The organism is Guptibacillus sedimenti (assembly GCF_028610665.1).
Lineage (GTDB): Bacteria > Bacillota > Bacilli > Bacillales > Guptibacillaceae > Guptibacillus > Guptibacillus sedimenti.
This window is the reverse complement of sequence record NZ_JAQQWV010000002.1, coordinates 809,610-836,355: the sequence shown is the minus strand read 5'-3', so window position 1 is coordinate 836,355 and position 26,746 is coordinate 809,610. Positions and strand designations below refer to the sequence as shown.

Annotated in this window: 27 protein-coding genes; 12 read left to right on the top strand and 15 right to left on the bottom strand. The window is 39.4% G+C overall.

Going from position 1 to position 26,746, the window contains the following annotated elements; genetic code table 11:
• Nucleotides 1-2 precede the first annotated feature (2 nt).
• The 3 genes from PQ578_RS12670 to PQ578_RS12660 form a co-directional block, all read right to left on the bottom strand.
• Complete coding sequence (locus tag PQ578_RS12670) at nt 3-983, bottom strand: NAD-dependent epimerase/dehydratase family protein (RefSeq protein ID WP_273834664.1); 981 nt, start codon at nt 981-983, stop codon at nt 3-5.
• Nucleotides 980-2,287 (bottom strand): nucleotide sugar dehydrogenase, encoded by a 1,308-nt coding sequence (locus PQ578_RS12665; RefSeq protein WP_273834662.1) that lies wholly within the window; start codon nt 2,285-2,287, stop codon nt 980-982. The genes PQ578_RS12670 and PQ578_RS12665 overlap by 4 nt, the downstream gene beginning before the upstream one ends.
• A gap of 120 nt (nt 2,288-2,407) precedes the next feature.
• Nucleotides 2,408-3,340, bottom strand: coding sequence for a glycosyltransferase (locus PQ578_RS12660; protein ID WP_273834661.1), 933 nt, complete (start codon nt 3,338-3,340; stop codon nt 2,408-2,410).
• A 120-nt stretch (nt 3,341-3,460) separates the two neighbouring features.
• On the opposite strand from PQ578_RS12660, the gene PQ578_RS12655 reads away from it, so the two are divergent.
• The 3 genes from PQ578_RS12655 to PQ578_RS12645 all read left to right on the top strand — a co-directional run bounded on the left by PQ578_RS12655 (nt 3,461) and on the right by PQ578_RS12645 (nt 4,850).
• A complete protein-coding gene (locus PQ578_RS12655; protein WP_273834659.1) occupies nt 3,461-3,757 on the top strand; it encodes a hypothetical protein in 297 nt (98 codons plus the stop codon).
• 419 nt (nt 3,758-4,176) lie between these two features.
• Nucleotides 4,177-4,479 (top strand): hypothetical protein, encoded by a 303-nt coding sequence (locus PQ578_RS12650; RefSeq protein ID WP_273834658.1) that lies wholly within the window; start codon nt 4,177-4,179, stop codon nt 4,477-4,479.
• Nucleotides 4,480-4,550: 71 nt separating this feature from the next.
• The gene (locus PQ578_RS12645) at nt 4,551-4,850 is read left to right on the top strand and encodes a hypothetical protein (RefSeq protein ID WP_273834656.1); all 300 of its coding nucleotides are present in this window, start codon (nt 4,551-4,553) and stop codon (nt 4,848-4,850) included.
• 77 nt (nt 4,851-4,927) lie between these two features.
• Here the strand turns inward: PQ578_RS12645 and fabI are convergent, their stop codons facing one another.
• From fabI to mgtE, 4 genes are all read right to left on the bottom strand, one after another.
• Entirely contained in the window at nt 4,928-5,704 is a 777-nt protein-coding gene (gene fabI, locus PQ578_RS12640) for an enoyl-ACP reductase FabI (protein WP_098443150.1), read from the bottom strand.
• 89 nt (nt 5,705-5,793) lie between these two features.
• The gene (locus PQ578_RS12635) at nt 5,794-5,946 is read right to left on the bottom strand and encodes a hypothetical protein (RefSeq protein ID WP_098443149.1); all 153 of its coding nucleotides are present in this window, start codon (nt 5,944-5,946) and stop codon (nt 5,794-5,796) included.
• Between the two features lie 115 nt (nt 5,947-6,061).
• Nucleotides 6,062-7,909, bottom strand: coding sequence for a monovalent cation:proton antiporter family protein (locus PQ578_RS12630; protein ID WP_224879422.1), 1,848 nt, complete (start codon nt 7,907-7,909; stop codon nt 6,062-6,064).
• A 33-nt stretch (nt 7,910-7,942) separates the two neighbouring features.
• Nucleotides 7,943-9,304 (bottom strand): magnesium transporter, encoded by a 1,362-nt coding sequence (gene mgtE, locus PQ578_RS12625; protein ID WP_273834652.1) that lies wholly within the window; start codon nt 9,302-9,304, stop codon nt 7,943-7,945.
• Between the two features lie 270 nt (nt 9,305-9,574).
• Here mgtE and PQ578_RS12620 point away from each other — a divergent pair, with 270 nt between their 5' ends.
• Together PQ578_RS12620 and prpE are read left to right on the top strand one after the other, a co-directional pair.
• A complete protein-coding gene (locus PQ578_RS12620; protein ID WP_160919174.1) occupies nt 9,575-10,759 on the top strand; it encodes an FtsW/RodA/SpoVE family cell cycle protein in 1,185 nt (394 codons plus the stop codon).
• Nucleotides 10,760-10,860: 101 nt separating this feature from the next.
• Nucleotides 10,861-11,595: a bis(5'-nucleosyl)-tetraphosphatase PrpE gene (gene prpE, locus PQ578_RS12615; RefSeq protein ID WP_273834651.1), complete on the top strand. Its 735-nt coding sequence runs from the start codon at nt 10,861-10,863 to the stop codon at nt 11,593-11,595.
• On the opposite strand, the gene PQ578_RS12610 is transcribed toward prpE, so the two are convergent.
• The 4 genes from PQ578_RS12610 to PQ578_RS12595 form a co-directional block, all read right to left on the bottom strand.
• Nucleotides 11,579-12,454 carry an RluA family pseudouridine synthase gene (locus PQ578_RS12610; protein ID WP_273834973.1) on the bottom strand — a complete coding sequence of 292 codons (876 nt, stop codon included), beginning with the start codon at nt 12,452-12,454 and terminating at the stop codon, nt 11,579-11,581. The genes prpE and PQ578_RS12610 overlap by 17 nt on opposite strands.
• Nucleotides 12,455-12,535: 81 nt before the next feature.
• Entirely contained in the window at nt 12,536-13,336 is an 801-nt protein-coding gene (locus tag PQ578_RS12605; RefSeq protein WP_224594831.1) for an NAD kinase, read from the bottom strand.
• Nucleotides 13,337-13,355: 19 nt separating this feature from the next.
• Entirely contained in the window at nt 13,356-13,997 is a 642-nt protein-coding gene (gene yjbM, locus PQ578_RS12600) for a GTP diphosphokinase (RefSeq protein ID WP_098443143.1), read from the bottom strand.
• A 26-nt stretch (nt 13,998-14,023) separates the two neighbouring features.
• Nucleotides 14,024-14,431, bottom strand: a complete 408-nt coding sequence (locus PQ578_RS12595) for a UPF0738 family protein (RefSeq protein WP_273834650.1) — start codon at nt 14,429-14,431, stop codon at nt 14,024-14,026.
• Nucleotides 14,432-14,544: 113 nt separating this feature from the next.
• Between PQ578_RS12595 and PQ578_RS12590 the strand changes: the two genes are divergently transcribed.
• From PQ578_RS12590 to PQ578_RS12575, 4 genes are all read left to right on the top strand, one after another.
• The gene (locus tag PQ578_RS12590) at nt 14,545-15,120 is read left to right on the top strand and encodes a CYTH domain-containing protein (RefSeq protein ID WP_273834649.1); all 576 of its coding nucleotides are present in this window, start codon (nt 14,545-14,547) and stop codon (nt 15,118-15,120) included.
• Between the two features lie 110 nt (nt 15,121-15,230).
• Entirely contained in the window at nt 15,231-15,632 is a 402-nt protein-coding gene (locus PQ578_RS12585) for a globin domain-containing protein (RefSeq protein WP_160919706.1), read from the top strand.
• 92 nt (nt 15,633-15,724) lie between these two features.
• The gene (locus PQ578_RS12580) at nt 15,725-16,552 is read left to right on the top strand and encodes a ClpXP adapter SpxH family protein (RefSeq protein ID WP_273834971.1); all 828 of its coding nucleotides are present in this window, start codon (nt 15,725-15,727) and stop codon (nt 16,550-16,552) included.
• Between the two features lie 102 nt (nt 16,553-16,654).
• Complete coding sequence (locus PQ578_RS12575; protein ID WP_240904099.1) at nt 16,655-16,831, top strand: hypothetical protein; 177 nt, start codon at nt 16,655-16,657, stop codon at nt 16,829-16,831.
• A 35-nt stretch (nt 16,832-16,866) separates the two neighbouring features.
• Here PQ578_RS12575 and pepF read toward each other — a convergent pair whose 3' ends face one another.
• The 3 genes from pepF to mecA all read right to left on the bottom strand — a co-directional run bounded on the left by pepF (nt 16,867) and on the right by mecA (nt 20,772).
• Nucleotides 16,867-18,684: an oligoendopeptidase F gene (gene pepF / locus PQ578_RS12570; protein ID WP_273834647.1), complete on the bottom strand. Its 1,818-nt coding sequence runs from the start codon at nt 18,682-18,684 to the stop codon at nt 16,867-16,869.
• A 94-nt stretch (nt 18,685-18,778) separates the two neighbouring features.
• The gene (locus PQ578_RS12565) at nt 18,779-19,957 is read right to left on the bottom strand and encodes a competence protein CoiA (RefSeq protein ID WP_273834646.1); all 1,179 of its coding nucleotides are present in this window, start codon (nt 19,955-19,957) and stop codon (nt 18,779-18,781) included.
• Between the two features lie 131 nt (nt 19,958-20,088).
• Nucleotides 20,089-20,772 (bottom strand): adaptor protein MecA, encoded by a 684-nt coding sequence (mecA, locus tag PQ578_RS12560; protein WP_159787342.1) that lies wholly within the window; start codon nt 20,770-20,772, stop codon nt 20,089-20,091.
• A gap of 270 nt (nt 20,773-21,042) precedes the next feature.
• On the opposite strand from mecA, the gene PQ578_RS12555 reads away from it, so the two are divergent.
• On the top strand, nt 21,043-21,720 hold the full coding sequence (locus PQ578_RS12555) for a TerC family protein (RefSeq protein WP_098443135.1): 678 nt from the start codon (nt 21,043-21,045) through the stop codon (nt 21,718-21,720).
• Nucleotides 21,721-21,772: 52 nt separating this feature from the next.
• Here the strand turns inward: PQ578_RS12555 and spxA are convergent, their stop codons facing one another.
• Nucleotides 21,773-22,168, bottom strand: coding sequence for a transcriptional regulator SpxA (gene spxA / locus PQ578_RS12550; RefSeq protein ID WP_098443134.1), 396 nt, complete (start codon nt 22,166-22,168; stop codon nt 21,773-21,775).
• A 288-nt stretch (nt 22,169-22,456) separates the two neighbouring features.
• Between spxA and PQ578_RS12545 the strand changes: the two genes are divergently transcribed.
• Together PQ578_RS12545 and PQ578_RS12540 are read left to right on the top strand one after the other, a co-directional pair.
• A complete protein-coding gene (locus PQ578_RS12545; RefSeq protein ID WP_273834645.1) occupies nt 22,457-23,659 on the top strand; it encodes an efflux RND transporter periplasmic adaptor subunit in 1,203 nt (400 codons plus the stop codon).
• An 11-nt stretch (nt 23,660-23,670) separates the two neighbouring features.
• A complete protein-coding gene (locus PQ578_RS12540; protein WP_273834644.1) occupies nt 23,671-26,736 on the top strand; it encodes an efflux RND transporter permease subunit in 3,066 nt (1,021 codons plus the stop codon).
• Nucleotides 26,737-26,746 lie beyond the last annotated feature (10 nt).

Here is a 26,746-nt window from a genome sequence, read left to right as displayed (position 1 = left end):
CGTCAATCACCTTCCTGTTCCTTCATTTGTCTTTTATACCAACTAATTGTCTTTTTAAGCCCATCTTCGAGAGATATTTTCGGCTGAAAAGATAATAATTCGCTCGCTTTAATTATGTCAGGTACTCGATGGACCGTATCTTCATAGCCTTTTCCTAATGCTTTTTCATATGGAATATGCACAATCGACGATTGACTTCCGCTAATTAATTTAATTTGTTGCGCTAATTTATTAATAGAGATTTCTTCGTTGATTCCGATATTAAAAACCTGATTTTTAACATTGGGGTTTAAGCATCCCATTGTTCCTAATACTGTATCTTCTACATAGGTAAAGCAACGAGTTTGCTCACCACTCCCATAAACAGTGATTGGTTTTCCCTGCAGTGCTGCAGTTATAAACTTAGGAACTACGCCTCCGTATTGAGTTGAAGTTGCCCTTGGACCATAGGCATTGAAGTATCGAACTACGATGACCGGCAACCCTTTTTGGGCATAAGCAAAGCACATGTGTTCATCTAACGCCTTGGCTGTAGCATAGCACCATCTTGAAGTAGTGGTAGGTCCAAGAACTCTAAGAGAATCCTCGTGAAATGGAAGGTTATCATTTTTTCCGTATACTTCAGAGGTTGAAGTAAAAATGACTTTTGTTTTATTCAAGTACGCTGCTTCGAGTACACTTCGCGTACCATCAATATTTCCTTCAATCACTTTTAATGGATTCTCAACTGTATTTTTAACTCCCAAAACTGCTGCAAGGTGAAACACCACATCACAACCTTTAATAGCTTGCTTTAGAATATCAGTTTCTAGAACTGATCCTTGTATAAATTGGTGATTTGGATGGTCCATTACTGTGTAAAGGAAAGATTTTTTCCCATTCGATAAATCATCTATAGTGATAACAGAGTGATTTTGCTTAAGCAATTGCTCGACAAGGTGAGAACCGATAAACCCCGCTCCTCCTGTTACTAGAATTTTCATCTATTTCCACCTCCCAAGCGAATAACTTTCCCTATACCCTCATATCCCTGAGTTGCATTTCTGCAGTCTAGTACCAGGGGAGCATGATCGATTATGAATTGAATTGGGAGAGTCGGGTGATCAGTTAAAATAAGAACGCAGTCAATTTCTTTGAAATTTTCTGCTGTTAATTCCATACTTTGATAAGTTTGTTTGTTTAATTGCAGTTTAGGAACATAAGGGTCATGATAGCTAACATTAGCACCGGATTTTATTAAAGATTCTAAGATAAGTAGCGGAGGAGATTCTCTTATATCACCATTCTCCCTCTTATAAGATATTCCGCAAAGGAGTATACCTGCATCTTTAAATTTCAAACCTCTATTTTCTAACAATTCTTCAACTTGTTTTTCAATATATATAGGCATTTGATGGTTAATTTGATGGGCTAAATGGATAAAACGGCTATCGAATCCATGTTGTTTTCCTTTCCATGATAAATATAGTGGATCAACCGGGATACAATGCCCTCCAATACCTGGCCCTGGATAAAAGGGAGAAAATCCATATGGCTTTGTATTTGCCGCCTCTATAACTTCCCATATATTAATGTTTAGATAATCACAAAGCATTGCCATTTCATTTATAAAGGATATATTGATAAGTCGATAACTGTTTTCAAGTAGCTTTGTCATCTCAGCTACTTGAGTGGACGAAACCATCTCTACGCTATTAAATACCTGACTGTAAATCTCACAAACTTTTTCTCCACAATTGACAGTTACACCACTTACAACCTTTGGAATTTGTTCAAGTTCATAATTCTTATTTCCCGGATCAATTCTCTCAGGTGAATAGCCTAGGAAATAATCTTTTCCTGTCAAAAAACCTCTTTGTTCTAGAATAGGCTTTAGAACATCTGTTGTTGTTCCAGGATAGGTCGAGCTTTCAAGTATGACAACTTGTTCTTTTTCCAACCTATTCTTTAGCTCATTTGCAACGTGAGTTAGAAAACTTAAGTCAGGATTACTGTTTTTCCCTAAAGGGGTCGGCACACATATGATGATTACATCAAGGTGTTGTATAACATCGTAGTTATCTACCACCATTAACTCTTTAGTGGAAATAGCATTTCTTATTTCATCATCCGAAATATCAGGAAGATAGCTTCCCCCATTATTAAGTTGCTCGATTTTTTTCGTATCTATATCTATACCTATTACATGAAAGCCTTTCTTTACAAAAAGTAAGGCTAGTGGCAATCCAACGTAACCAAGCCCTATTATGCCAATTCTTTTTTGTTCCGAATTACCTTTAACTTTCAATCTTAATACTCCCTTCGGTAAAACTTTGTACTTATGTATCTTATGGACGAGAATTTTTATTGATATGGTTTAGTGTAATGAGTTTGTTAAAATAGGTCCAAAAAAAACAATAGGCAATTATCACCTATTGTTAACGATTTGGCTAATATTTTTGATTAGTTCTTTTACCCTTACTTCAGTAGTGTGCAATTCATGTACCATCTTATAACCCCTAATAGCGATATCGATTCTCTCTTGTTCGTGTTTAAGATAATAATTCGCTTTCTCTATAAAATTTTTCTCATCTACAGATACAAAAGTTTCCTCATCGACAAACCCTAGGTCTTCCAACTCCTTGTTACCTGGCGCCAAAAGCAAAGTATTACAAGCAAGAACTTCGAAGTATTTTAATAGAGGGAAGTGAAGTATGCTATCACATGTTAAAAACATTTTGGCTCGGTTAATTTCCATGGCGTATGCTACTCCTGCCAAAACGTTTTTCTTCCCATCATCTACGGTACCGTATCCTGGGTGTTGATAGTAATGAAAGCCTTTCTCACCTTTCATTGTTTCAAACATTTTCCTCCTTAAAGGGTAATACCTTTCATCCATTGCTCCCATCATTAGCCACTTATGAGTTTTCTTTAATTTATAATCTATAAATATCTCTTTAGGAATATGAAAAGGAAACCAAATCATTCGCTCCTTATATTCAGAGAACCAGCTTAGGAAGGGATCTCTGTAAATAGAAAAAATATGTTGGATGTTTTCCCTCTCGATAAACCTCTTTCTCTGGTAAACTTTGTAATGCAAATCATGCATAATAATTCCTACAGGTATATTACAGTTTTTCAATCCTTTAATTTGCGGACAATAATCAGGTTTAAAATCATTTAATAAAATAAAATCAGGTTTGTTAGGGAGATTTGCCAGAATACTAGAAATATGACCTCTTGAATGCCAAAGCATCAAGTCTGCCTGGCGCTGAAGTTCTTTAACTAAATAAAAACTGCTTTTCTCAATATGACTTGAAAAGTCCTTTGTAATAAACAATACTCTCGGTTTCTTATCCAAAATACTCGCTCCTTACTTTATTGAACAAGCGCCTCTTTTCGCTCGTTTAGGTGCTTATCCATAACATAAAAAACATCTGTCAATATAATGTAAAGAATTCAAAGGATAGGAGGTTAAAGGATGTCAAGTTTATTTGATGATTGCAACAAAGAAAAGAACAGATCTAAATGTGATAAGTGCTTATGCCATCAGTTGCATAAAAGAAATGAAGGGAGTAAGTTTTTCATCTTAGTAGATGGATTTCCTGAATTTATTGAAGCAACTCTTGTGTATTTTGACAGCCAAAAATGTTGTGCAACTTTTGTTGTAAACGACATGGTATCACCAATGAACGTATTCCCTAGTGGAATGGGAAGTACATTCACATTAATCGTCGATTGTCGTGATCTACGCGCGCTCATTTCTGTGCATAACTAACAACACCTGATTAAGCCACCAAATGATTGGTGGCTTTTTTTGATGTAAATAAGAATTTGTACAGTATCCAAAATAATGTGCTTTGTTTCGATTTCTAATTCTTCTTTAAGTACAGTTTTTCATTTTTTATCAGCGCACGTATTTGATTGATTAATTACTATCCAGTTTATGCTAAGGATTGTGCATTTGACTATCAAAATTAATTAATCATGCCATTACTATAATTTTTACCCATATTGCTTTCTAAGATAATAATGCTGATTAAGAAAGCCTAGTTAACGCAGACAAGCGCTTTTTAATACTATTTATCACTAAATTCATCTGAATCATGTAAATTATGCGAATGGCCTGTACCATTAGCCGTCTCTAAAAAGTAAAATCCGTATATCATAAGGTATACCTTGAAAGGAGGAAAAATAATGGGATATAAAAATGATACTCAAGGTGCTCGTCGTCGTGTTCGTCGTAATGTTGCAGGTGCTAGTGAGAATGGTGGAAGAGATCTTCGACCAATCGAGGTTGACATCGAGAAAGAAGATAACAGCAAAGATATCGCCTCTGCAAGAATTATCAATAGCGGAAACTCTGAAGTAAACGTTAACGTTAATGCTTCAGCAGCTGCTGCCGCTGCTGCCGAAGATTCTGAAGCTACTGCAGTTGCTGGTGCAGAAGAGCTAGAAGAAGATAGTGAAGACAACGGCCACGGCCGTAAGAAATGGTAATGCTAGTCTAACAAATAGGATACTAGCTCTATGCTAGTATCCTATTCATCTTCATATAAGGAGGTTACAAGATGAGTAGGAAATCAGAAAAAGCTCAAGAACTATTGGCTCTTATTAAAAATAGTGGAAACTCTGACGTAGACGTTGATGTGATCGTTGATACGATGCCCGTTGCTTTTGCAATCCTATTGGGTTCTGGAGCAGTTGGTGGACTTAGTGAGAATGAATTAGACGAAATGATAGACCGATTCCATTATTTGATGAACAATCAAACAATTTCTCCACACAGAAGAAAACGAGATACGGAACGGGATAACACTTCCTATTGTAAAAGATTGCACCGTCCCCGCCCTTTAACGAATCGAAGATAACGAAGGAAATCCCCTTCCCACAGCTACATGACTTTCCAAAATAAAAAACCACGACACAATCGTCGTGGTTTTTAGTATCAAGTCGCAATAATATTGTATCCGCTATCCACATGAATCATCTCACCAGTAATTCCACCAGAAAGATCACTCATTAAGAATAGTGCTGTGTTTCCTACGTCTTCCTTCGTTACTGTACGACGCATCGGAGACTTCTCTTCAATCTCTTTAATCACCGAATTAAAGTCGCCAATTCCTTTTGCTGCAAGCGTACGAATCGGTCCAGCTGAAATCGCGTTAACGCGGATGTTGTCTTTTCCAAGGTCATTCGCAAGGTACTTCACACTTGCGTCAAGAGAAGCTTTTGCGACACCCATTACGTTATAGTTGTTTACAACGCGCTCGCCACCTAGGTACGTCATTGTAAGGATGCTTCCACCTTCCGTCATCAGTGGACGAGCTGCTTTTGAAACAGCAGTAAGAGAATACGAGCTGATGTTATGCGCTAGCAAGAAGCCTTCACGCGTTGTTTCAAGGTACTCCCCTTTTAATTCTTCTGTTTTCGCGAATGCGATACAGTGAGCAAGTCCGTGAATCACACCGACTTCTTCTTTAATTTGAGCAAATGTTGCTTCGATTTCTTCGTCATTTGTAATATCACAAGGTAAAATAACGGAATCATCACGATCTAGCGTACCTGCAAGGTCGCGAACGTTTTTCTCTAGACGCTCACCTGCGTAAGTAAAGATCAATCGTGCACCGGCACTGCTTAGCGCCTGTGCAATCCCCCAGGCAATGCTTCGTTTATTTGCAACGCCCATCACAACATATGTACGGTTCTCAAGAGACAGGTTCATATCCATGCTCCTCCTCGAATTTATTATTAGTTATTAGCACCACGTCCTAAGTATAACATGGTTTATCAAACATGCACCATGAGGATTTTTCACCCTTTACTTGTTTGAATATTTCGTCGCTCATAACCACATGCGGGACATTCAAATATGATGTTTTGATTTGACTGAGCCGTTATGGACTTCTCCATCTCATTGGTTCTTCCACAAACGGGACAAATTACTTTTGGAATTTCAGTATTCATTCTCTTCTCCTCCTTCCGTTCGCCTATGATAGAAGTATCGCCCTGTCCCATACATTTATTCCCTAACTTCCAAAACATAAAAAACCCCTTTCTCATGATGAGAAAGGGGTTAGCACTAGTAGCTTAACAGCGTGCGCACTTCGTCGACACTCTCACTACTTCCTGTTACGATCAAGCGATCACCGATTCGAAGTTCCGTATCACCGTGCGGGACAATGGAATCTTTCCCGCGGAAAATACGAACGATGATCGTATCCCCGAGATACGGGAAGCTTCGCAGTGGAACGCCATTGTATTCCACATTGTTCATGTTAATTTGATAAAGCGCGTTTTCTTCGCGAGTAAAGATATTCACAACACCTGGTGATTCGATGAGCGCTTTTAGCAGTGCTTTTGTGGAGAAGAACACTGAAAACACATCAATATTCAGCTCTCGTAGCTGATCCGCTATTTCAGTAAGCTCAATTCGTGCAATGACACGCTCTGTTCCATATTCTTTCGCAAATACCGCAATGTCTGAATTTGTTTCATCATCTCCTGAAGAAATAAGAAGAATATCTGCGTCAAATACTGAACTGTTCTTTAATGTATCAATACTGTAATCGGAAAGTTCGATAACTTTAAAGTGACTACTTTGCTTCTCAGAATCCACTTTTTCCTGTTTCGTATGATAAATGGACGTTTCATAATTCGCAGGATCAAGTTCAAGCGAGATCGGTAACGTAATTTGGTTCGCCCCAATAATCGCAAGCTTCTTTGCATGAGAACTTTCTTCTGGTTTCGGCATTAATTTCTTGAAGAGAATTGGTGCTAGTATACAGCTAATAATCGCAACCAAAATTAATGCAGATGACAGTTGATCATCAATGATGTTAATACGCTCCCCAATTTCTGCGGCCGCAATAACGAGAGAAAGTGTTGATGTGAGTAGCATTCCTGAACCAAGCACCGTTTTTGTATCATACCATTTCCTTAAAACAACAACTGGCACAAGCTTTGAAGCAAAAAGCGCAATTAATAGAAGTGGAATTAAGATTAGGACTTTCGGGTCCTGGAATAGAGACCAAATATCCAACTCCACCCCAACCATAACGAAAAAGATCGGGATTAGAAAACCATATCCAAATGAATCAAGCTTTTGGACAAGCTCTGTATTAGGAGAGAGTAACGAAACAAGTGCCCCTGCAAGGAAGGCACCTAAAATGTTTTCAGCACCTACTGTTTCAGAAATCCCTACCAATACAATAATTAACGTAAATACGGCTCTTGTACCGATTTGAATGGTCCCTTTTGACATCGTTTCAATAAAGGAAAGATGTCTGAAATAAGCTCCAAGGAAATAAAGTAGAATCCCAGCTCCGAAAAGAATGAGAAGCAGCCACATATTTCCTTCTCCACCTGAATTCAGAGAAACGAAAATGGCCAATAAGATCATGGTAGCAAGATCGGCAATAACGGCGATTAGAAGAATCGTTTGTCCGATACTGCTTTTCATTATATTGGCATCCTTCAATGTCGGCACAACAACACCAAGCGAGATGGTGGAGATAATCAGCGTCATAAAGAACGCATTGTCGGTGTATCCAAGAACAACAAACAGTAACGAAAGGAGATAGGATACAACGAAAATAAGAACAAATACAATGAACGACACAAGAACACGATTTGGTTCAAACTTACCGCTCGGGAGCTTTACTTTTTTCTTTTTATTCGCAAAAACCGAAAAATCAATTTCAAGACCGCTTAAAAACATGAGAAAAATGAAGCCTAGCGTTGATAACGTATCAAGCCACGTATCTCCTTGAACTAAATTAAACCCACTTTGGCCAATGAAGATCCCAGCAATAATCTCAGCAACTACAACCGGCAAGAAATTCAGTCTGAAGCGGTGTAAGATAAACGGTATAACAAATGCGATAACGACTACGATAACAAGTGATGATACGGATGCACCGTGTTCCATTTCTTTCCTCCTCCAAACGTCTGCATTTAAGCGCTAAACAAGCTGGCTCATAAATGCAGTCGCCATTCCAAAATAAATAAGTATACTGATAATGTCGTTAATCGTCGTGATGAATGGCCCTGAAGCAACAGCAGGGTCTATGTTAAGCTTATGCATTAATAATGGGACAAGTGCACCAGCGAGTGTTGCGACAATCAACGTAAATAATAACGAAAAACCAACCAATAAGCCAAGTAAAAAGGTTCCTTTCCACAAAAAAATAATAATCGTTACAAGAACACCAGAAGTTGCGCCTGTAATGAGACCAGTTCCTGCTTCTCGCACAATTAAGGTCCACTTACTATTCTCTTCAAAATCTCCCGTCGCAAGTCCCCTAACAACAACCGCAAGGGCCTGCGTCCCCGTATTCCCTGCCATCCCGGCTATTAGAGGGATAAAGACCGCGAGAAGTGGCACCTTATCGAGCGTTACTTCAAATTGACCAATTAAACTCGCTGTCATCATTCCTAGAAACAGAAGGATAATCAGCCAGGGAAGTCTCTTTTTTGCTGAAGAAAACGGATTGCGATCAAATGAACCGTCATCTGAAATCGCAGCGAGTTTTGAATAATCCTCTGATGCTTCTTCTTCGATTACATCAACGATATCATCATGTGTGATAATTCCGAGTAAATGGTTTTGAAAATCAAGAACTGGAAGGGCTAGAAAGTCATAATCTCGCATAATTCTCGCGGCTTCTTCCTGATCTTCGCCAACCGAAATAGAAACAACTCGTTCATTCATGATTTCTTCAATTAACGTATCTTCTTCTGCAATAATTAAATCTCGCAAAGAAATAACGCCAACGAGCCTTTTTTGTTCATCTAATACGAAAATATAATAGATCGTTTCTGCTTCTGGCGCTTCTTGCCTTAAGATTTGCATCGCTCGCTTTACCGTTTGGTGTGCGCGGATTGATACAAATTCGGTCGTCATTATACTACCGGCGGTCTTTTCTTCATAGTGAAGCAGCTCTTTAATTTCATCGGCTGCATCATCATCCATGATGGTTAAGTAGCTTGCAATCTGTTCTGGATTTAACTCATTTAATACGTCAACGGCATCATCGGCGTACATCTCAGCAAGCATCTTCGCCGCATAAGCCGGTTCCATCTCTGAAATGTATTCTTCTTGTTCTTCAATATCGAAGTTCTGGAAGATCTCTGCCATCTCTCGTGGTGATAAATAGGTGTACACAAGTAGCCTAATATGTTCTGATACTGTTAAAAAGAACTGCGATTGTTCATATGGGTGAATGTCGAGAAATAGCTCACGAAATGCGTCTATTTCTTCTTGATCTAAGTGTTGTATTAGTGCGTCGTATAAAGCCTGCGTCTCTTGCTCCTGGTAAGCCACTCTGCACACCTCCCTGTTGTTTTTTATAACAAAGTTACAAATGCTCAAATATGGCTATATCATTTATCGTAAAACTTCGATAAGCTTTGCTTAGGTACTGCTCCCTTAATCGATTACGCAAAGAAAGTAAAATTACCTTCCTATCTTAGTCGGTGTGTAGTTATTTTGTCAAAAATAAATACAGGAACCGATTTGCAAACGGAAGGATTTCAGATAAGATAGGAAATGTGATTAAAAGAAGGAACGCTTTTCTTTAGAAAGGATTATATCATGAACAATGACAATCAAACACCATGGCAACAAATAGATTTTACACTTTTGTTCTTTGTATTTCTTCTTATGTGTATCAGTACTGTTGCTATTTACAGCGCGCAAGCTTCACTACCCGGAGAATTAAAAAACTTTAACTTTGCAGGAAGACAGCTTACGTGGTATTTCGTAGGTGCGTTCGTGCTTTCTCTTACACTGGTCATTGATTTCGATCGCTTTAGGCAGCTTTCCTGGTATCTCTACGGATTTGGAATTCTTCTTCTAATTTTATTAGCAGTAAGTCCAGAATATATTGGAAGTTATCAAATCGCGCCAATTCGAAATGGTGCCAAAAGCTGGTTCGTTCTTCCTGGTCTCGGAAGTGTGCAGCCATCTGAGTTTATGAAGATTTTTTTAATTATTGCCATTGCTTCAGCTTCTGTCTCGCATCATGAAAAACATCCATCAAAAACCATTCAGACAGATCTGATCCTTTTAGCGAAGATCTTCGGTATTGCCGCTGCTCCTCTGCTTATTGTTATGGCTCAGCCTGACCTTGGTACAGCAATGGTATTTACAGCAATTGTTGTTAGCATCACGCTAGTATCCGGCGTACGTTGGAGACTTCTTTCTCTTTTAAGTTTAATAGGTGTAGCGGGTATTTCTACTTTCGTCTTTATTTTCTTCAAGTTTCCCGCATTCTTTAAAGCTTACTTACTTGATGAGTATCAACTAGCCCGGTTCTACGGCTGGCTTGCTCCAGAAGAATATGCGGACGCTGGCTATCAAGCTACGAAAGCGATTCTAGCAATTGGGTCAGGTAAACTTGAAGGAAAAGGCTATGCAGATGGTACTGTTTACTTTCCTGAAGCACACACTGACTTTATTTTTGCCGTTATCGGAGAAGAATTTGGTTTCATTGGTGCAAGCATTACGATTTCGATTTTCTTCATGCTCATTTATCGCATGATTCATACCGCTCTTGAAAGCAATGAATCATTCGGAAGCTATCTTTGTGCTGGTGTCATCGGAATGCTTACGTTCCAGGTATTTCAAAATATTGGAATGACGATTCGAATCTTACCGATCACCGGAATTCCTTTACCTTTTGTAAGTTATGGAGGAAGTGCCCTTTTGACCTACATGATTGCAGTTGGTCTTGTCTTAAACGTTCGCTCACGCACAAAAACGTATATGTTTGAATAACCTGCCAATCCGGCAGGTTATTTTTTTATGGAACTTAGATTCATGATGATACTTGTTCTACCTTTAGGGAAAAGATAGAAGATAAAAGGAGGGAATAGGAAGTGTTCGACATAATCAGTGATATACACGGATGCTATGATGAATTGAAGACGCTCACGATGCGCCTTGGATATGACTGGGGTAGTGGCGTTCCCGTTCATCCTGATGGGAGAAAACTTGTTTTCCCTGGCGATATCACAGATCGAGGGAACGACTCTCTAGCGGTTGTCAAAGTCGTTTCTCAACTCGTGACAAGTGGACAGGCGTTCTATTGCCCTGGAAATCATTGTAATAAATTCTATCGCTACTTAATTGGCAGGAACGTTCAGCAAACTCACGGTCTTGAGACAACGGTGGCCGAACTTAATGCGTTACCACCTAGAGACCTTACGATGATGAAAGAATTGTTCATTGCGCTATATGAGAATGCCCCGCTTTATTTGTCTCTTGATGATGGAGAATTGATTGCTGCTCATGCTGGGATACCAGAGAAATACATTGGACAAGTTGGGAAAAAAGTAAAAACCTTCGTACTTTACGGCGACATAACAGGCGAATCCCATCCAAACGGGATGCCTATTCGCAAAGACTGGGCAAGTCAATATGAAGGTGGTGCGCTCATTGTCTATGGCCACACCCCTGTCTTAGAACCAAGGTGGGTCAATCATACTGTGAACATTGATACCGGCTGCGTATTTGGTGGCAAATTAACAGCGCTGAGCTATCCGGAACTGAAAACAACGTCGGTTCAATCATCCATGCCTTACGTTCCAGAGAAGTTCACTTCGTTTCAATAAGATCACGCATATCCGCTTCAAGCTCCGCTTCAAATCGGAGCTTTTTTTGTAGGAAAGGATGGTGAAATTCAAGCTCGGCACTGTGCAGTGCTTGCCTTAAAATAAGTTCTTTCTTACCCCCATAGAGATCATCACCTAGAAGAGGATGTCCTAAATGAGCCATATGCACTCTAATCTGGTGTGTACGCCCTGTTTGTAAGGATAATTGGAGAAGAGAGAAACCGTTGTATCGCTTCACTGTATGATACCTGGTTAAAGCGTACTGTCCATCTGATCGCACTGTTCTTTCAATAATACTATCATCCTTCCTTCCTATTGGGGCTTCTACTTCACCATCTTCTTCGAGCTCACCGTGTACTAATGCAAGATATGATCGTTTCATTTCTTTATTTTTCTGCTGTCGTGAAAGTAGATCATGAGCGTAACGATGTTTTGCAAAGAGAACGAGACCTGACGTATCACGATCAAGGCGATTGACTGCGTGAATGGTTCTGTTTAAGTTGCTTGTTTTATAATAATGCAAAACACCCTCCGCAAGGGATGCTGTCGAATGACGAGAAGGGATTGTTGGAAGATTTGCTTGCTTATTAATTAGCAAAAAGTGATCATCTTCATAGCAAATCCTTAATGGCAATTGTTTGGGGTACATCGTGTCGCTTATTTGTTCTTCAGGGAAAACTACTTCGACGACATCACCCTCATTTAAAATGGTCCTTACATTTTGGTGGACCCCATTTACTAACAAGGACCCGCCTTTAAACTTGATATCCGTTAACATACTTCGTGATATGTTCTTTTCTCTTAAAAGAAATTCTCTTAGCATCATGCCTGCTTCTTGATTTAAAACCGTCCAGTTCATTTTCACTTCCAATAAAGATCACCTCATCACTACGTTAGCAAAAAGAAAGCACTGTCCAAAATTGAACAGTACTGTCTTTTCTTAATATACTTCATCTACAAAAGATTCTTTTACCCTTTTCCAAAATGGAAATGGTCTGAAACGGGCGAATCGAACTTTCTCTTCAGCCACTCGATATTGAATCGACTTTACATCTTTCTGAAGTAGAAAAAGATGGTCGATTGTAATTTGAAAATCAGCGTCGTTAACAGGTCTTAAAAGACACGTATGATGTTGCGGAAGGACTAGTGGCGACCCTACCGTACGAAAGACGCGATTATTAATGGACGCCATCTCAGAAAGCTGAATCGAAGGAAGCGCCGGATGAATAATTGCTCCTCCTAACGCTTTGTTATAAGCGGTGCTTCCAGATGGTGTGGAAATGCAGAGTCCATCACCACGAAACGTTTCGAATAAATCGCCTTTAATTTCCACATTCATGACGAGAGAACCTTCCACACTTTTGACTGTACATTCATTAAGAGCAAGGTAACGATTTTCTTTTGAGCTATTCAAATAACGAACCGTTACTTCAAGCAGTGGGTATTCCACAATTTGAAAAGGCGTTCTTGCAATATGAATCACTAGCTTTTCGACTTCTTCAGGCGTCCAGTCAGCGTAAAATCCGAGATGCCCGGTATGAACACCAACAAACGCTGTATCTGCCAATCGGTCTTGATAATGGTGAAACGCATGGAGTAGCGTTCCATCGCCGCCAACTGAAATCACGATATCTGGTTCTGCTTCATCATAGTCTAGATCAAAATCACGCAAATAATTTTTAATTCGCTGCTGAAGTTGGTTGGAGGTTTGATCCCCTTTGGACTTTACCGCAAATTTCACTATAGGCACCTCGTCTACTTTAATTTTCAGCTTTCTTTTGTTCGTTTTCTTTTTTTTGCATAAACACTTTTTGGGCTTCCTTGATCTCACCGCGTATTTCAGACATCTCGTCATCTAATTTAGATGCCGCTTCAGCTGCACGCTGAAGTCGTTTCTTAACGTCTTCTGGAATTTTCTTGTTGTATTTATAATTAAGCGAATGCTCAATTGTTGCCCAGAAATTCATAGCTAATGTGCGTATCTGAATTTCAACAAGAAGCATTTGTTCACCTTGAATTGTTTGAACGGGATACTGTACAACCACATGATAAGAACGGTAGCCACTTACTTTTTGATTCGTCACATAGTCACGTTCTTCAATGATATCGAAGTCTTTTCTTCCACGAAGGTGATGAATCACCTTATTAATATCCTCCACAAACTGACACATGACCCGTACCCCAGCAATGTCATGCATTTCCTCTTGCAACCGGTCGAGCGAAATCTTTTTGTTTTTTGCCTTATCAAGAATGCTTGAAATGGGCTTCACTCGCCCCGTTACAAATTCAACAGGAGAATGATCATCGGCTTTTTCAAACTGCTCACGAAGACCTTTTAACTTTATCTTTAGTTCGTTTACTGCTTGCTTATAAGGGGCTAAAAATTCTTCCCAATTTTTCATCCAACCACCACCAACGACGATATCTATTACGAGGCTGTTAGAAATACTTTCTCAACAGCTTGATTCATGTCTTCTCCATAGTTCGAATTACCTTTAATATTCTCAATGAGGTAGCCAAGTTCCTCTTTTAGATCGACAAGTTCTAACGATGAACCGTGTTCAGAAGTAACAGTAACGTTCACGTCCTGTTCAAGAACATTTGCTAACATCGGCCAAACTTCTTCCTGGAATCGAATGTATGTATACCCTTCTCCCCCGTCAAGTAAATAAACAAACGATAAGGAATCTGAATCCACTAGCATATTGCCTGTCGCTGTATAGAGGCTTAGATCAACTTTTTCATTCAAACCAAAGGTAAGTGTGTGATCGGTTAGTTCCCCTGTTATAATGTAGTATTGTTCTGGCACAAATACCTCTCCTCTCGATCTTTCCATTATGTATCACCTAATAGTTTATCATAATGCATTGGGGTATTTCATCGTTGTTGTTCTGTTTCAAGACATATGCCATAATTCTTTTATATCTAACAAAACAGGAGGACTATTATTTGGCACAGGAGCTAGAAATTGAATTTAAAAATATGCTAACGAAAGAAGAATACACTTCTTTACTTGCTGCTTATAAGTTAGAAAATGACATTAAAACACAAACGAACGATTATTTTGATACAGCTGATTTTCTAATTCGAGAAAAAGGAGCTGCATTACGCGTTCGCAACAAAAAAGATAAGTTTGTCTTAACATTAAAGCAACCTGCAGATGAAGGGCTGCTTGAAACACATCAGCCAATTTCATTTGAAACGTTTGAAGCGATTAAGAAAAGTGCTACTTTACCCGAAGGAGAAGTCTTAACTCAACTACAAGCGTTCGGTATTCAGGATCAGCTTATCCATTTAGGACGGTTAACAACACATCGTGCAGAATACATGCTGGATGAAGGACTTCTCGTTCTTGATCATAGCGAATACCTTAATCGAGAAGATTTTGAACTCGAATTTGAAGTTAGCGCTTTTGAAGCTGGGGAACGTGCTTTTAGTCACCTCCTTCAGAAGTATGAGATACCAAAGCGAGAGGCAAAAAACAAGATCTTACGCTTCTTTCTTGCTTCCAAAGAACAGGTCTAAACGGCCTGTTCTTTTTTGTTTGGCAATGATTTCAAATCGGATTATTTGCTGTTATGTAGGGAGGTTGCTAAAATGAAATTGAAATAAGGTTCTACCTGCCAAAGGGGAAAATCATTATGAAGCAAAACATGTATGATCATATCGGCGGTGCAAAGCTAGAACAGCTTGTGACTGCTTTTTATAACCGGGTTGCCGAGCATCCTGAATTAAAACCAATCTTTCCAGAAGATTTAACTGAAACAGCTCGAAAACAAACTCAATTCCTAACTCAATTTCTTGGGGGGCCTCCGCTATATTCAGAAGAACATGGACATCCTATGTTAAGAGCGAGACACCTCCCATTTGAAATTACACCGAGACGAGCAACGGCATGGCTTTCATGCATGCAAGAAGCGATGGATGAGGTACAACTCGATGAAGATTTAAAAGAACACCTATTAACACGATTAACGTTCACTGCCCATCACATGGTTAACTCGGGTGATCAGGAAGAGAAAGGAGAATCGAATTGACACCGAATGTAACTGGTTCCTATTGCGATTCTTACAATCCAAATGGACAATCCGATGTAGCATGTTCAGCCCAGACTCAAAAGGGCAAACCGATCGAAATATATTCATTTATAGATCCTCTCTGTCCTGACTGCTGGGGTCTTGAACCAATGATTAAGAAACTACAACTTGAATATGGACATACGTTCCGGATCCGACATTTAGTTGGAGGAAACATTAAAACATTTAACTCGTTTAAACGAAAGAATGAAGGCATCACAACACACGCTGATGTAGCCGAACGCTGGGAACGGACTGCAAGCCGCTCTGGCATGTCCTGTGACGGTGATTTATGGTATGAGGACCCTATGGACACCCCTTATATCGCATCGATCGCCATTAAGGCTGCAGAGCTTCAGGGAAAGCTACCAGGCTTTAACTTCCTTCGCAAAATGAGAGAATTACTCTTTATCCAGAAGCAAAATATGACGAAGGAAGAAAATCTCATTCAAGCTGCTAAAGAAACGGGCCTTGACGTTCACGAATTCAAAAAAGATCTTCATTCTCAAGCGGCTGTAAAAGCCTTTCAATGTGATTTGAAAATCTCATCTGAAATGGAAGTCAATGAATTACCTACGCTTGTTTTTTTCAATGAAAACATTGAAGAAGAGGGACTAAAGATTACAGGCCTTTATGAATATGAAGTATATGTGCGGATCCTGACCGAAATGTTGAAGACAAAGCCAACGCCAGAACCGCTCCCGTCTCTAGATGCTTTTATGGATCGGTATCACTTTGTTGCGACAAAAGAAGTCGCAGTCGTGTATGACATGAGCTGCGAAGAAGCTGACGCAGCGATGAAGAAGCTAGCACTAAAACAAAAAGTTGAGAAAGTTCCTGCCAAACACGGCTCTTTCTGGCGTACTGTTAAAAATGGATAAGGAAAAAGAATGGTCCCACAAGTGGGGCTATTTTTTTCGACTTTTTACTGACGGTTATAAGTATGCAAATATGTCATACGTATAGGTCGAGGAGGGAAAATGATGCGCTTCTATCTAATAATCGGCATTGCCTTCATTGTGATTAGCTTTGTAATGTTTCTTATGGGTCTACTAAAATTCATTCCGGTACCAATTGGAGCAGCACTTTTATTTGCTTCCATTCTCTTTACTGTTAGCATGTTCAATTCTCGCAACCAATTCAGAGGATTTAATCGCTAAAAAAGACCTTCTCCAACGCGGAGAAGGTCTTTTAATTAGGCTTCGAACAACAAGTTTTCCATCTCGTTTAGTATGGATTCAAATACGTCCAACGCATCACTGATAGGCTTAGATGAAGTCATATCCACACCAGCTTTTTTAAGCACCTCAATTGGGTAGTCCGAGCTACCTGCTTTCAAGAAATCAATATATCTTGAGACAGCCTCGTCCCCTTCTTCAAGAATTTGATTTGAGAGTGACGCTGCTGCACTAAATCCTGTCGCGTATTGGAATACATAATAGTTGTAATAAAAATGAGGAATTCTCGCCCATTCAAGAGCAATCTCATCATCAATCACAAGATCTTCCCCAAAATACGTCTTGTTTAAGTCATAGTAAAGAGATGAAAGTAAATCAGGAGTTAGTGGCTCACCGTCCTGTGCTTTCTTATGAATCATATGCTCAAACTCCGCAAACATCGTTTGTCTAAATACTGTTCCTCTAAATCCTTCTAAATAGTGATTCAATAAGTATAGCTTTTCTTTTTTATCTGAAGTATTTTCAAGTAAATAATGATTTAACAATGATTCATTCGTCGTGGAAGCTACTTCCGCTACAAAAATTGAATAGTTTGCATACGGGTATGGCTGGTTTTCTCTTGTATAATAACTATGAACTGAGTGACCAAACTCATGAGCAAGCGTAAAGAGATTATTCACATTATCTTGCCAGTTCATCAAAATATAAGGACGCGTCCCGTAAGTTCCAGACGAGTATGCTCCACTTCTCTTCCCAACGTTCTCTTGAACATCTACCCAACGATTGGAAAATCCTTCTTCAAGGATGTTCTTGTACTCTTCACCAAGTGGTTCTAACCCTTTTACGATATACTCTTTTGCTTCGTTATAAGAAACTTCCATTTTCACTTCAGAGACAAGAGGTGTATACATATCATACATATGAAGCTCCTCAAGTCCAAGCGCTTTCTTACGTAACTTTACATATCGATGTAGCAAATCCAAGCGGTTATGCACGGTTTTGATCAGGTTGTCGTAAACATCTTCCGGAATGTTATTACTATCAAGCGCTGCCTGTCTTGCTGAATCGTAATTTCTCACTTTTGCATAATAATTATCTTTTTTTACTGCGCCACTTAATGTAGATGCAAACGTATTTTTAAATTTACCATACGTGTCATAAACAGCTTTAAACGCATCTTTTCTTACACGTCGATCGCTACTTTCAAGAAAACGGATGTATCGCCCGTGTGTAACTTCGACTTCTTCGCCATTTTCATCTTTAATGGTTGGAAACTTCATATCTGCATTGTTTAGCATACCAAACGTATTGCTAGAACTACTTGTAACGTCGCTAACACCTGCTAGGATCGCTTCTTCTTCCTTTGAAAGAACGTGTGGCCGCTCTCTGTTAATTTCATCCAGGGCGTGCTCATAGAGCGTTAATTCTTTCTTGTCACTCAAATATTGCTTGATTGTCTCTTCAGGTACGCTTAAAATTTCTGGTACAACAAACGCTAATTCACTGCTAACTTGTGTGGCAAGATTAGCCGCTCGGTCATTAAGCCCTTGATAATGCGAATTCGTTGTATCCTGGTCATAGCGCATATGAGCGTATGTATAAAGCTTACCAAGTTTAATCGTAATTTCATCTTGTTTTTGCAGTGCGTTATATAGCTTATCAGCCGACTCCGCAAGCTTTCCCTTATATTCCTTCATTTCTGGAAGAAGTGCCTTTATTTCATTAAATTCCTCTTCCCACTGCTGATCGTTTTCATAGATCGCTTCTAATTCCCACGTATCTACAACTGGAATTTCATCTCTTTTAGGTAGTGTATTTACTTTTTTCTCTTCCATGAATCGACACCTCCATCAAATAATTTCCTCACATTCATTATCGTACCATATTCTCCTAATGATGCTTACAATTTCGCTCGACAAACCTTGCAAGCTAAATAAGCTTCGTATGCATCAATTTGTCATAATGGAAGCACTGTTCTATCTGATTATGAATTGTCGGTTGATAAAGCTTTTCATATCGTTCATTATCCCATTCTTTTAACACTTTTAACCGAACTAATTGCTTTACATATCCTTGGAGAGCCGCACGAAGACCATCAATATGAGCTGGACAATATCTCGGTAGAATCAAGCCAGATTGAATAACTTGTCCAAATGCATGAAACAATGACTGAAATGTAAAACCACTGTGAGAATGAATCGTAGGAAGGTAACAAAGGAGAATCCACGTCTGCCACAAATAGGCAGGTGTTTCAATCCAGTAATTATCGTCAGATGGAATGCCGGCTTCTGAAGGGAAAAACCGAATTGAATGACCACCAGCATATAAACGTTTACGCAGATAAAAAAAGGTATATGACCTTTCACCATGGGGATTTTGGCGCCAAATCTTCTTTTGCTTAAGCCAAACGGAATAAGAATGTAGCTGTTCTTCACAATCAGGAAGTTTTGTAAAAAGGGGGTTGTATGATGTCTTTAATGCCGAGGTATACAATGTGGAACAAATAAATTTGGTGGGAGTTAAGCTATGATGAAGAAGGACAGTCGCGAATTTTCGTTCTACGGGGCAATAATAATAAATGGTTGGGAAACGGTGATGATAAGAAGCTGCTGCCCAATCCATTGAAGACATCGTATAAATGGATTGGTACGATCTTTTTAGGCGCTTTGCACTTAATATCCATTGAACTTGGATATTTGCTGATTCATAAGAAAGCGTTCGTTTTGTAAGAAGTTTGTCCTCAATAGAAGAGCATTGATATTCAATTGCCGTTTGCGAATGAGGAAGAAATAAATCGGGGCGCTGATTTGTTTTGGTTAGGAAATACTCCACTTCCACATTAGAATAATCTTTTTTCAACCATTCATAGAGCTGAAGCTTTCCAGTTAGATGCTCGTTTGACTCACGTTCCCACTGGGTTTCACACGTGTGAGTTCCATGATGAGCAAAATGCCAGGTCCTCTTCTCACCTAGTTTCATGACGACAGGTTGTCGACATCCTGGACAAAAATAGGAAGTGGAACGTCTTAATTGGATAAGTTCATCTAGACGATATTGCCGATCTGCAAGATTGAGCAAATTTCCATTCATTGTTTGAGCTGTTAACATCACAACACCTCTCTTTCAATTGTTCCTTAACCTCTATTCGCTTCTAAGATCCATAGTCCTTCTTCGTTTCCCAACTGAATTTTGGATATTACATATAAAAAGGCCGATTCCCATTGGAAATCGGCATCATTTTATAAGAGTGGGAAGTGTCCGCGGAGTTGTTCTAGAGCTTCCTCAGAGAGAATCTCCTTACCGTATTCCTGTATGCGGTGTATCGTCAATTCTGTCTCATATCCATATTCCAACAGCTGACTTAAGCGGTTGTCTTGATCTTCTTCTATCAATGTATCATCAAAGACAACGTGGAGATAGTAACGATCCTCATAATGGTATAGACCATTTTCAACTCCAACAGGATCAAATCCGTGCGATAATGAAATGACATCTTCAAAATCTCTAAACGCGATCATAAAGGAAAGCTCTTCTCCTTCAAGAGGTTCAGGCTCGTCTTCTGGCTCATAATTATTCTGAAGGGCAAATTTATCATCAAGAATTTTATCCATGTTTTCATCAAGTGGAAGATCAAGCTGCTTTTCCTCAGAAATCGGTAATTCAAGTTTTGATCCGTCGTTTGACATTTGAGCACGAGTGACAATGATCTCAAGTCCTTTTTCAAGAGCTTGAACCTGAATCCAGAGAGGGCCCTCGAGTGAAAACTGTTCTCTTTGATGAGCTTCATCCATCATCTCCCAGAACAATTCTTCTCCTCTTTCTCTGTCGTACCAAATTTCTTCTCGATCGAATCCTCTATTTTCAATGTCTCTATACGTAATAAAGAATTTCAATGTATTCGCGTTGACGCGTTCGATTTCCATGTGCACTCTCTCCCTCCTGTTTAGTTAACCGGAAGGCTATTCCCTCTGGGATACTCCTAATTTCCTCTTTCCCTTAAGTGGCTTGAGTTTAACCACTTTTTCTCTTGTAATACCATTCTATGATAAACCATCAAAGAATGGAAATAAAAAATCGTTTGATTTTTTCACTCATATTACACCATATACACGATATATTTATTTATGTGTATAGCTTGCCCAAAAGTGCTCCTGTCATGAGATTAAAAAATTCGCTACTCGGGAGTGGATTCCTTGTTTAACTTAGAAACCATTACTCAGGTTTTCTTCATTATCGGAATTGATATCGTACTTGGTGGAGATAACGCAGTTGTCATTGCACTCGCCTGTCGTAATCTCCCTCCATCTCATCGAAGTAAAGCTATTATGATGGGTACAGCTATTGCTGTTGGACTTAGAATAGCACTAACAATAGTGGCTGTCTATTTATTAATGCTCCCTTTCTTATTAATTGTCGGTAGCCTCTTTCTCCTCTACATTTCCTTTAAACTTGTGATTGATAGTGAGGGCAGTGAAAACATTCATTCAACTTTCTCTTTCTGGGGAGCGATCCGAACAATTGTCGTGGCTGATTTAATCATGGGTCTCGATAATGTGCTTGCAATAGCAGGCGCTTCTGAAGGAAAATTACCGCTTGTGGTTTTCGGATTAGTGATCTCTATCCCTATTATCGTATGGGGGAGTCGCATGATCATGCATGCCCTTGATCATTTTCCGATTTTAATTTACATCGGTGCTGGCATTTTAGCTTTTACATCTGCCAAAATGTTAACAAGCGCAGCTGAATTAAAAACGTTTTTCTATACTTACCCTTCCTTAGAAATTGCGACTCAAGTTGCTTTCCTTCTTTTAGTTATTGTTGGAGGCTGGTTCGTAAAGAAACTAAAAGGGAATATCGTTTACATCCAATAAATAACCTTTCCAACAAAAAAACTTCTACAGGCAATGCTGTAGAAGTTTTTTATTAATTAACGAGACGCTGTGCCTCTTGAAGTTGAAACGTACGAACTTTTCTAGGTAGGAAACGACGGATTTCATCTTCGTTATATCCAACCTGAAGTCGTTTTTCGTCCAAAATAATTGGACGGCGAAGCAATCCGGGATGCTCGCTAATCAGTTCAAACAATTCCTGTAATGAAACCGTATCAAGATTTAAGTTCAATTCCTGGAATGTTTTAGAGCGAGTTGATATAATTTCATCTGTTCCGTCTTCCGTCATCCGTAGAATTTCTTTCACTTCTTCGATTGTTAGAGGCTCGGAAAAAATATTTCGTTCTGTAAACGGAATATCATGCTCTTGCAACCACGCTTTTGCTTTTCGGCAAGAAGTGCAGCTTGGAGATGTATAGAGTGTTACCATAAGGAATTGCTCCTTTCTATAAGTAAACGTCAAATCCACATTAGAAAAATTATCTTTTCACAATTTGTATTATACTACAATTCTTATCAAATAAATAGGGGATGACAAAAATTACATAAAAGCTATACAATAGCTATACAATTGTTTAATGTTAAGTCTAACTCCTATATTCCCCATCGCCAACTATCCAAACCTGTATTGTTATAAAAATGTTTGAATTTCAGATAAAAAAAGTTTGCTTCACATGATACGATTCGTAAGAGATACACTAATTCTGAGGTGAATAATATGAAAAAGGCCGTTTTCCTTGCTAGTATGCTTGTCTTTGCAAGCGCTTGTACGACGGAAGAGATTACAAATCAAGAAACTGCAAATGAACCAATACCGGTAGAAGTAGCATCGGTTGATCAAAAAGATATTTCAAATGATCTTGAATTATCCGGTCAAGCTACCCCCGGAGTAACCATCCCTCTCGCTGCACCTTCTCCACTTAAAGTGACGGAGATAAACGTGACGGTTGGAAGCACAGTTGAAAAGGGAGATTTAATTGCTGCACTAGATGATTCAACTGCAAGAGAAAATGTTACTCAACTTACTAATGCGGTGAACGAACTCGAGAAGGCTGTTAATCAAGCCAAGGAGCTTTCTGGACAAGCTGAGAAAAGTGCTCAGGAACTGAAAGATCTTCAATCAGAATTAAATCATTCTCTCGAGCGCTCTAAAGAGCTTCTAAGTGAGTTGGATTCTGAAGAAGTAACAGCAGCAGATGTTTTAAAAGAAAGTCTTGAAGTGACAATCAAGCAAGCACAGCTCTCACAAGCAGCTGCACAGGTACCTTCGATGTCTGCGGGGAATGTCACACAATTAGAAACACAGCTATCCGAAACAAAAGCAAGTTTGAATCAAGCACAGGATGTCTTAAATGCGACAACAATTGAATCACCTATTAATGGCATTGTTTCTCAGATTAATGCCGAAGAAAATGCAGCGGCTGTTCCAAGTACGCCTCTTGCCGTTGTCGTTAATTTAAATCCAATCAAAGCAACATTTCAGGTGAATAGCTTTCAAATATCACAGTTAAAAAAGGATCAAGATGTAGCGATTACATTCGATGGAGTTGACGGCACATTTGATGGGAAATTAAATGCCATCCCTCCAACGGCTAATGAACAAACGGGCTCGTTTCTAATCGAAATTCCTCTTGAGAATAAAGATTTAAAAATCAAAGGCGGCATGAAAGCTACTGCTACCATTCAGACTGACCTAATTGAGAATGCCATCGTTGTGCCAAAAGAATCGGTCATCTATGGTGAAGAAGAAACGTTTGTGTACGTTCCTCAAGGGGAGAAAGTAAAACAAGTTAATGTTGAGCTTGGGGCAGAAACTGATAAAACCATCCAGATTACAAGCGGCCTTTCAAAAGGCGATCAAGTGATAACAAAAGGAAAAGACCGCTTAAATGAGGCATCCGAAATCCAGGTACAGAAGTGAGTTGAGTCCATATGAATATTGCTAAGCTTTCCGTGTTTCGCCCCATTGCCATGGGGATGGTCATTATTTTCATTCTCATCATCGGAACCGTTTCACTTCGAAACATGCCGGTCGACCTTTTTCCAGATTTAACGTTTCCTGTTGCTGCGGTTACCGTTACTTATGAAGGCGCTGGACCTGAAGAGGTTGAGAATTTACTCGCCTCCCCTCTTGAAAATGTCATGGGTACTCTTCCAAATGTCGAAAGCATTTCTTCCGTCTCACAAAATGGCGGAGCGTTAATCCTCGTTTCTTTTGAGTGGGGTACCGACATGGATTTTGCAACACTTAATATGCGGGAACAAATAGATGCCGTGAGAGATTCTCTTCCATCTGAAGTTCCAATCCCAAAAGTATTGCGATTTAATCCAAGTGACATTCCGATTATGCAGCTTGGTGTTGCCGGCTCAGAAGAAGACCTTACCGCTGTAAAAAAAGTGATTGAAGATCAAATTAAGCCATCACTTGACTCCGTCCCTGGAGTTGCTGCCGTTACCATTGAAGGACAGCTTGAAAAAGAAATACGACTAACGGCTGATCCCGATAAACTTAGCCAATATGGGGTTACACTAACAAATTTACAGCAGCTCATTGGCTCAGAAAATCTTAACCTACCGAGCGGGTCCATCGAAACCGAAAATAAGAACTTACCGCTTCGTGTGACTGGTGAATTTAAATCTGTAGATGACTTAAAGAACCTATCCGTTCCAACTGAAAATGGTACAGTAAAGCTCAATCAGCTCGTTGAAATTGAAGAGATGATGAAACCTGCTGTTCAAGAAAGTTTCCTAAACGGTGAACCAGCGATTGGCTTTTCAATTCAAAAGCAATCAGGTGCAAATACCGTTCAAGTCGTGAAACAGGTTAATGAAAAACTTGAAGAAATCCAGCCTTCTCTTCCAGAAAATATGGAAATAAAAACGGTATTTGATCAAGCTAAATTTATTAATCAATCCATTCGTGCAGTTGTATGGAACATTATCATAGGAAGCCTCTTAGCAGCTGCAGTGCTTTATTTGTTTTTACGAAACATTCGCAGCACGTTGATTATTGGTCTCTCTATCCCAATCTCGATTGTAGGGGCATTTATTTTAATGTACTTTTCCGGCCAAACCATTAACCTTCTTACATTGGGAGGACTGGCGCTCGGCGTTGGAATGATGGTCGATAACTCGATCGTTATTCTCGAGAATATTTACCGATTAAGACAAGAAGGTAAATCACTGAAAGAAGCAGCTGTAGAAGGAACAAAAGAAGTAGGTAGCGCCATTATTGCGTCTACACTCACAACTGTCGTTGTGTTCCTGCCAATCGTATTCGTTACTGGTCTTGCCGCTCAGCTCTTTAAACCACTGGCGCTTGCTGTAACATTTTCTTTATTGGCATCGTTGTTTACAGCTCTGATAATTGTACCTTTGCTTTCTTCACTATTAATGAATCGAAATGAATCAAAATCCATTTTCCAGCTAAAATTCGATCGTGTGAACAATTGGTACAGACGGGTATTAGATAAAACCTTATCTCATCCTAAAAAGACGGTTGGTTTTACCGTCTTACTATTAGTCATTTCTGCAGCTGGAACCCCTTTTATTGGCACTGAGTTTCTGCCGGCACAGGACCAAAGTTTCGTAAACATATCAGCTAATTTGCCTGCAGGAAGTTCGTTAGATGCAACCGAGAACGTTACCGAGGAAATTGATAACGTGTTAAATTCCATTCCTGAAGTTGACCTTTCTTATTTAACGGCAGGTGGTTCTGACAACTTTAGCATTGGTGCAGGAAGCCAGACGAATCGAGCTACTTATAGCGTACTGCTCGTGCCTATTGATGAGCGTAAGCAGTCCGATTTAGAAGTAGCAGAGGATATACGAAAGAAACTGAAAGATATTCCAAATGCTGATATATCTGTTTCTGCAAGTGACTCTGGATTTAGTGCTGATCCGATTTCAATTAATATTATTGGATCAGATCTTGATGTTCTTAAAGAGCTATCAGATGATGTAATGGAAAGCATTTCAGAGGTTGATGGCGTAAGAGAACCAACTTCTAGTATTGAATCCAATAATCCTGAAGTTCAAATCCTCATTGATCGCGAGAAAGCAGCTAGTTATGGAATCGGAAGTTCTCAAATTTCAACCGCTATTTCAAATGCAACGAAGGGACTTGTTGCGAGCAATCTTGCTCGAGACGGAAACCAACTGGACATTCGCCTTGCAGTGGAAGATAAATATACAGATTCACTAGATTCACTCTCGAGTTTGCTTATCGAAACACAAACCGGTGAAAAAGTTCCTCTTTCCGCTGTAGCTGAAATCGAGCGAGGTTTAGGTCCTTCTGAGATTACACGTACTGATCGACTAAGACAAGTTGAAATTACAGCCAGTTTGTTAGGTAGAGACCTTGGAACAGTAACTGATGAAATTCGCGAGAAGCTTGTTGAAGACGTTCCGCTACCAGGCAATTCTTATAAAATTACGTTTGGTGGTCAAGATGAACAAATGAATGATGCTTTCTTTAAATTATCTGGAGCACTCGCTCTTGCTATTGTTCTAGTGTATATGGTGATGGCTGGACAATTTGAATCCTTTCTCTATCCCTTTATCATCATGTTCTCTGTCCCATTAACGGCCATCGGTATTATTTTTGGTCTGCTCATCTCCTTCCAACCTCTCGGCGTAGGTTCGCTCGTCGGAATGCTTATCTTAACTGGGATCGTTGTAAATAACGCGATTGTCCTTGTTGATTATATTAATAAGCTACGTGAGACAGGGATGAACACGCGAGAAGCGATTTTAGAAGCTGGACCTATTCGTTTAAGACCAATCCTCATGACGGCCTTAACAACGATCCTTGGTCTTGTACCACTATCGCTTGGATTTGGAGAAGGAACTGAAATTCAACAGCCTATGGCGATTGTCATTGTATTTGGGCTAAGCGTTGCCACTTTTATTACGCTAGTCTTTATTCCAGTAGTGTATTACCTAATTGACCTTCGGCGCCAAAAACGGCTAGAGAAGAAAATGGAAATGAATCAATAGGAAAAACCGA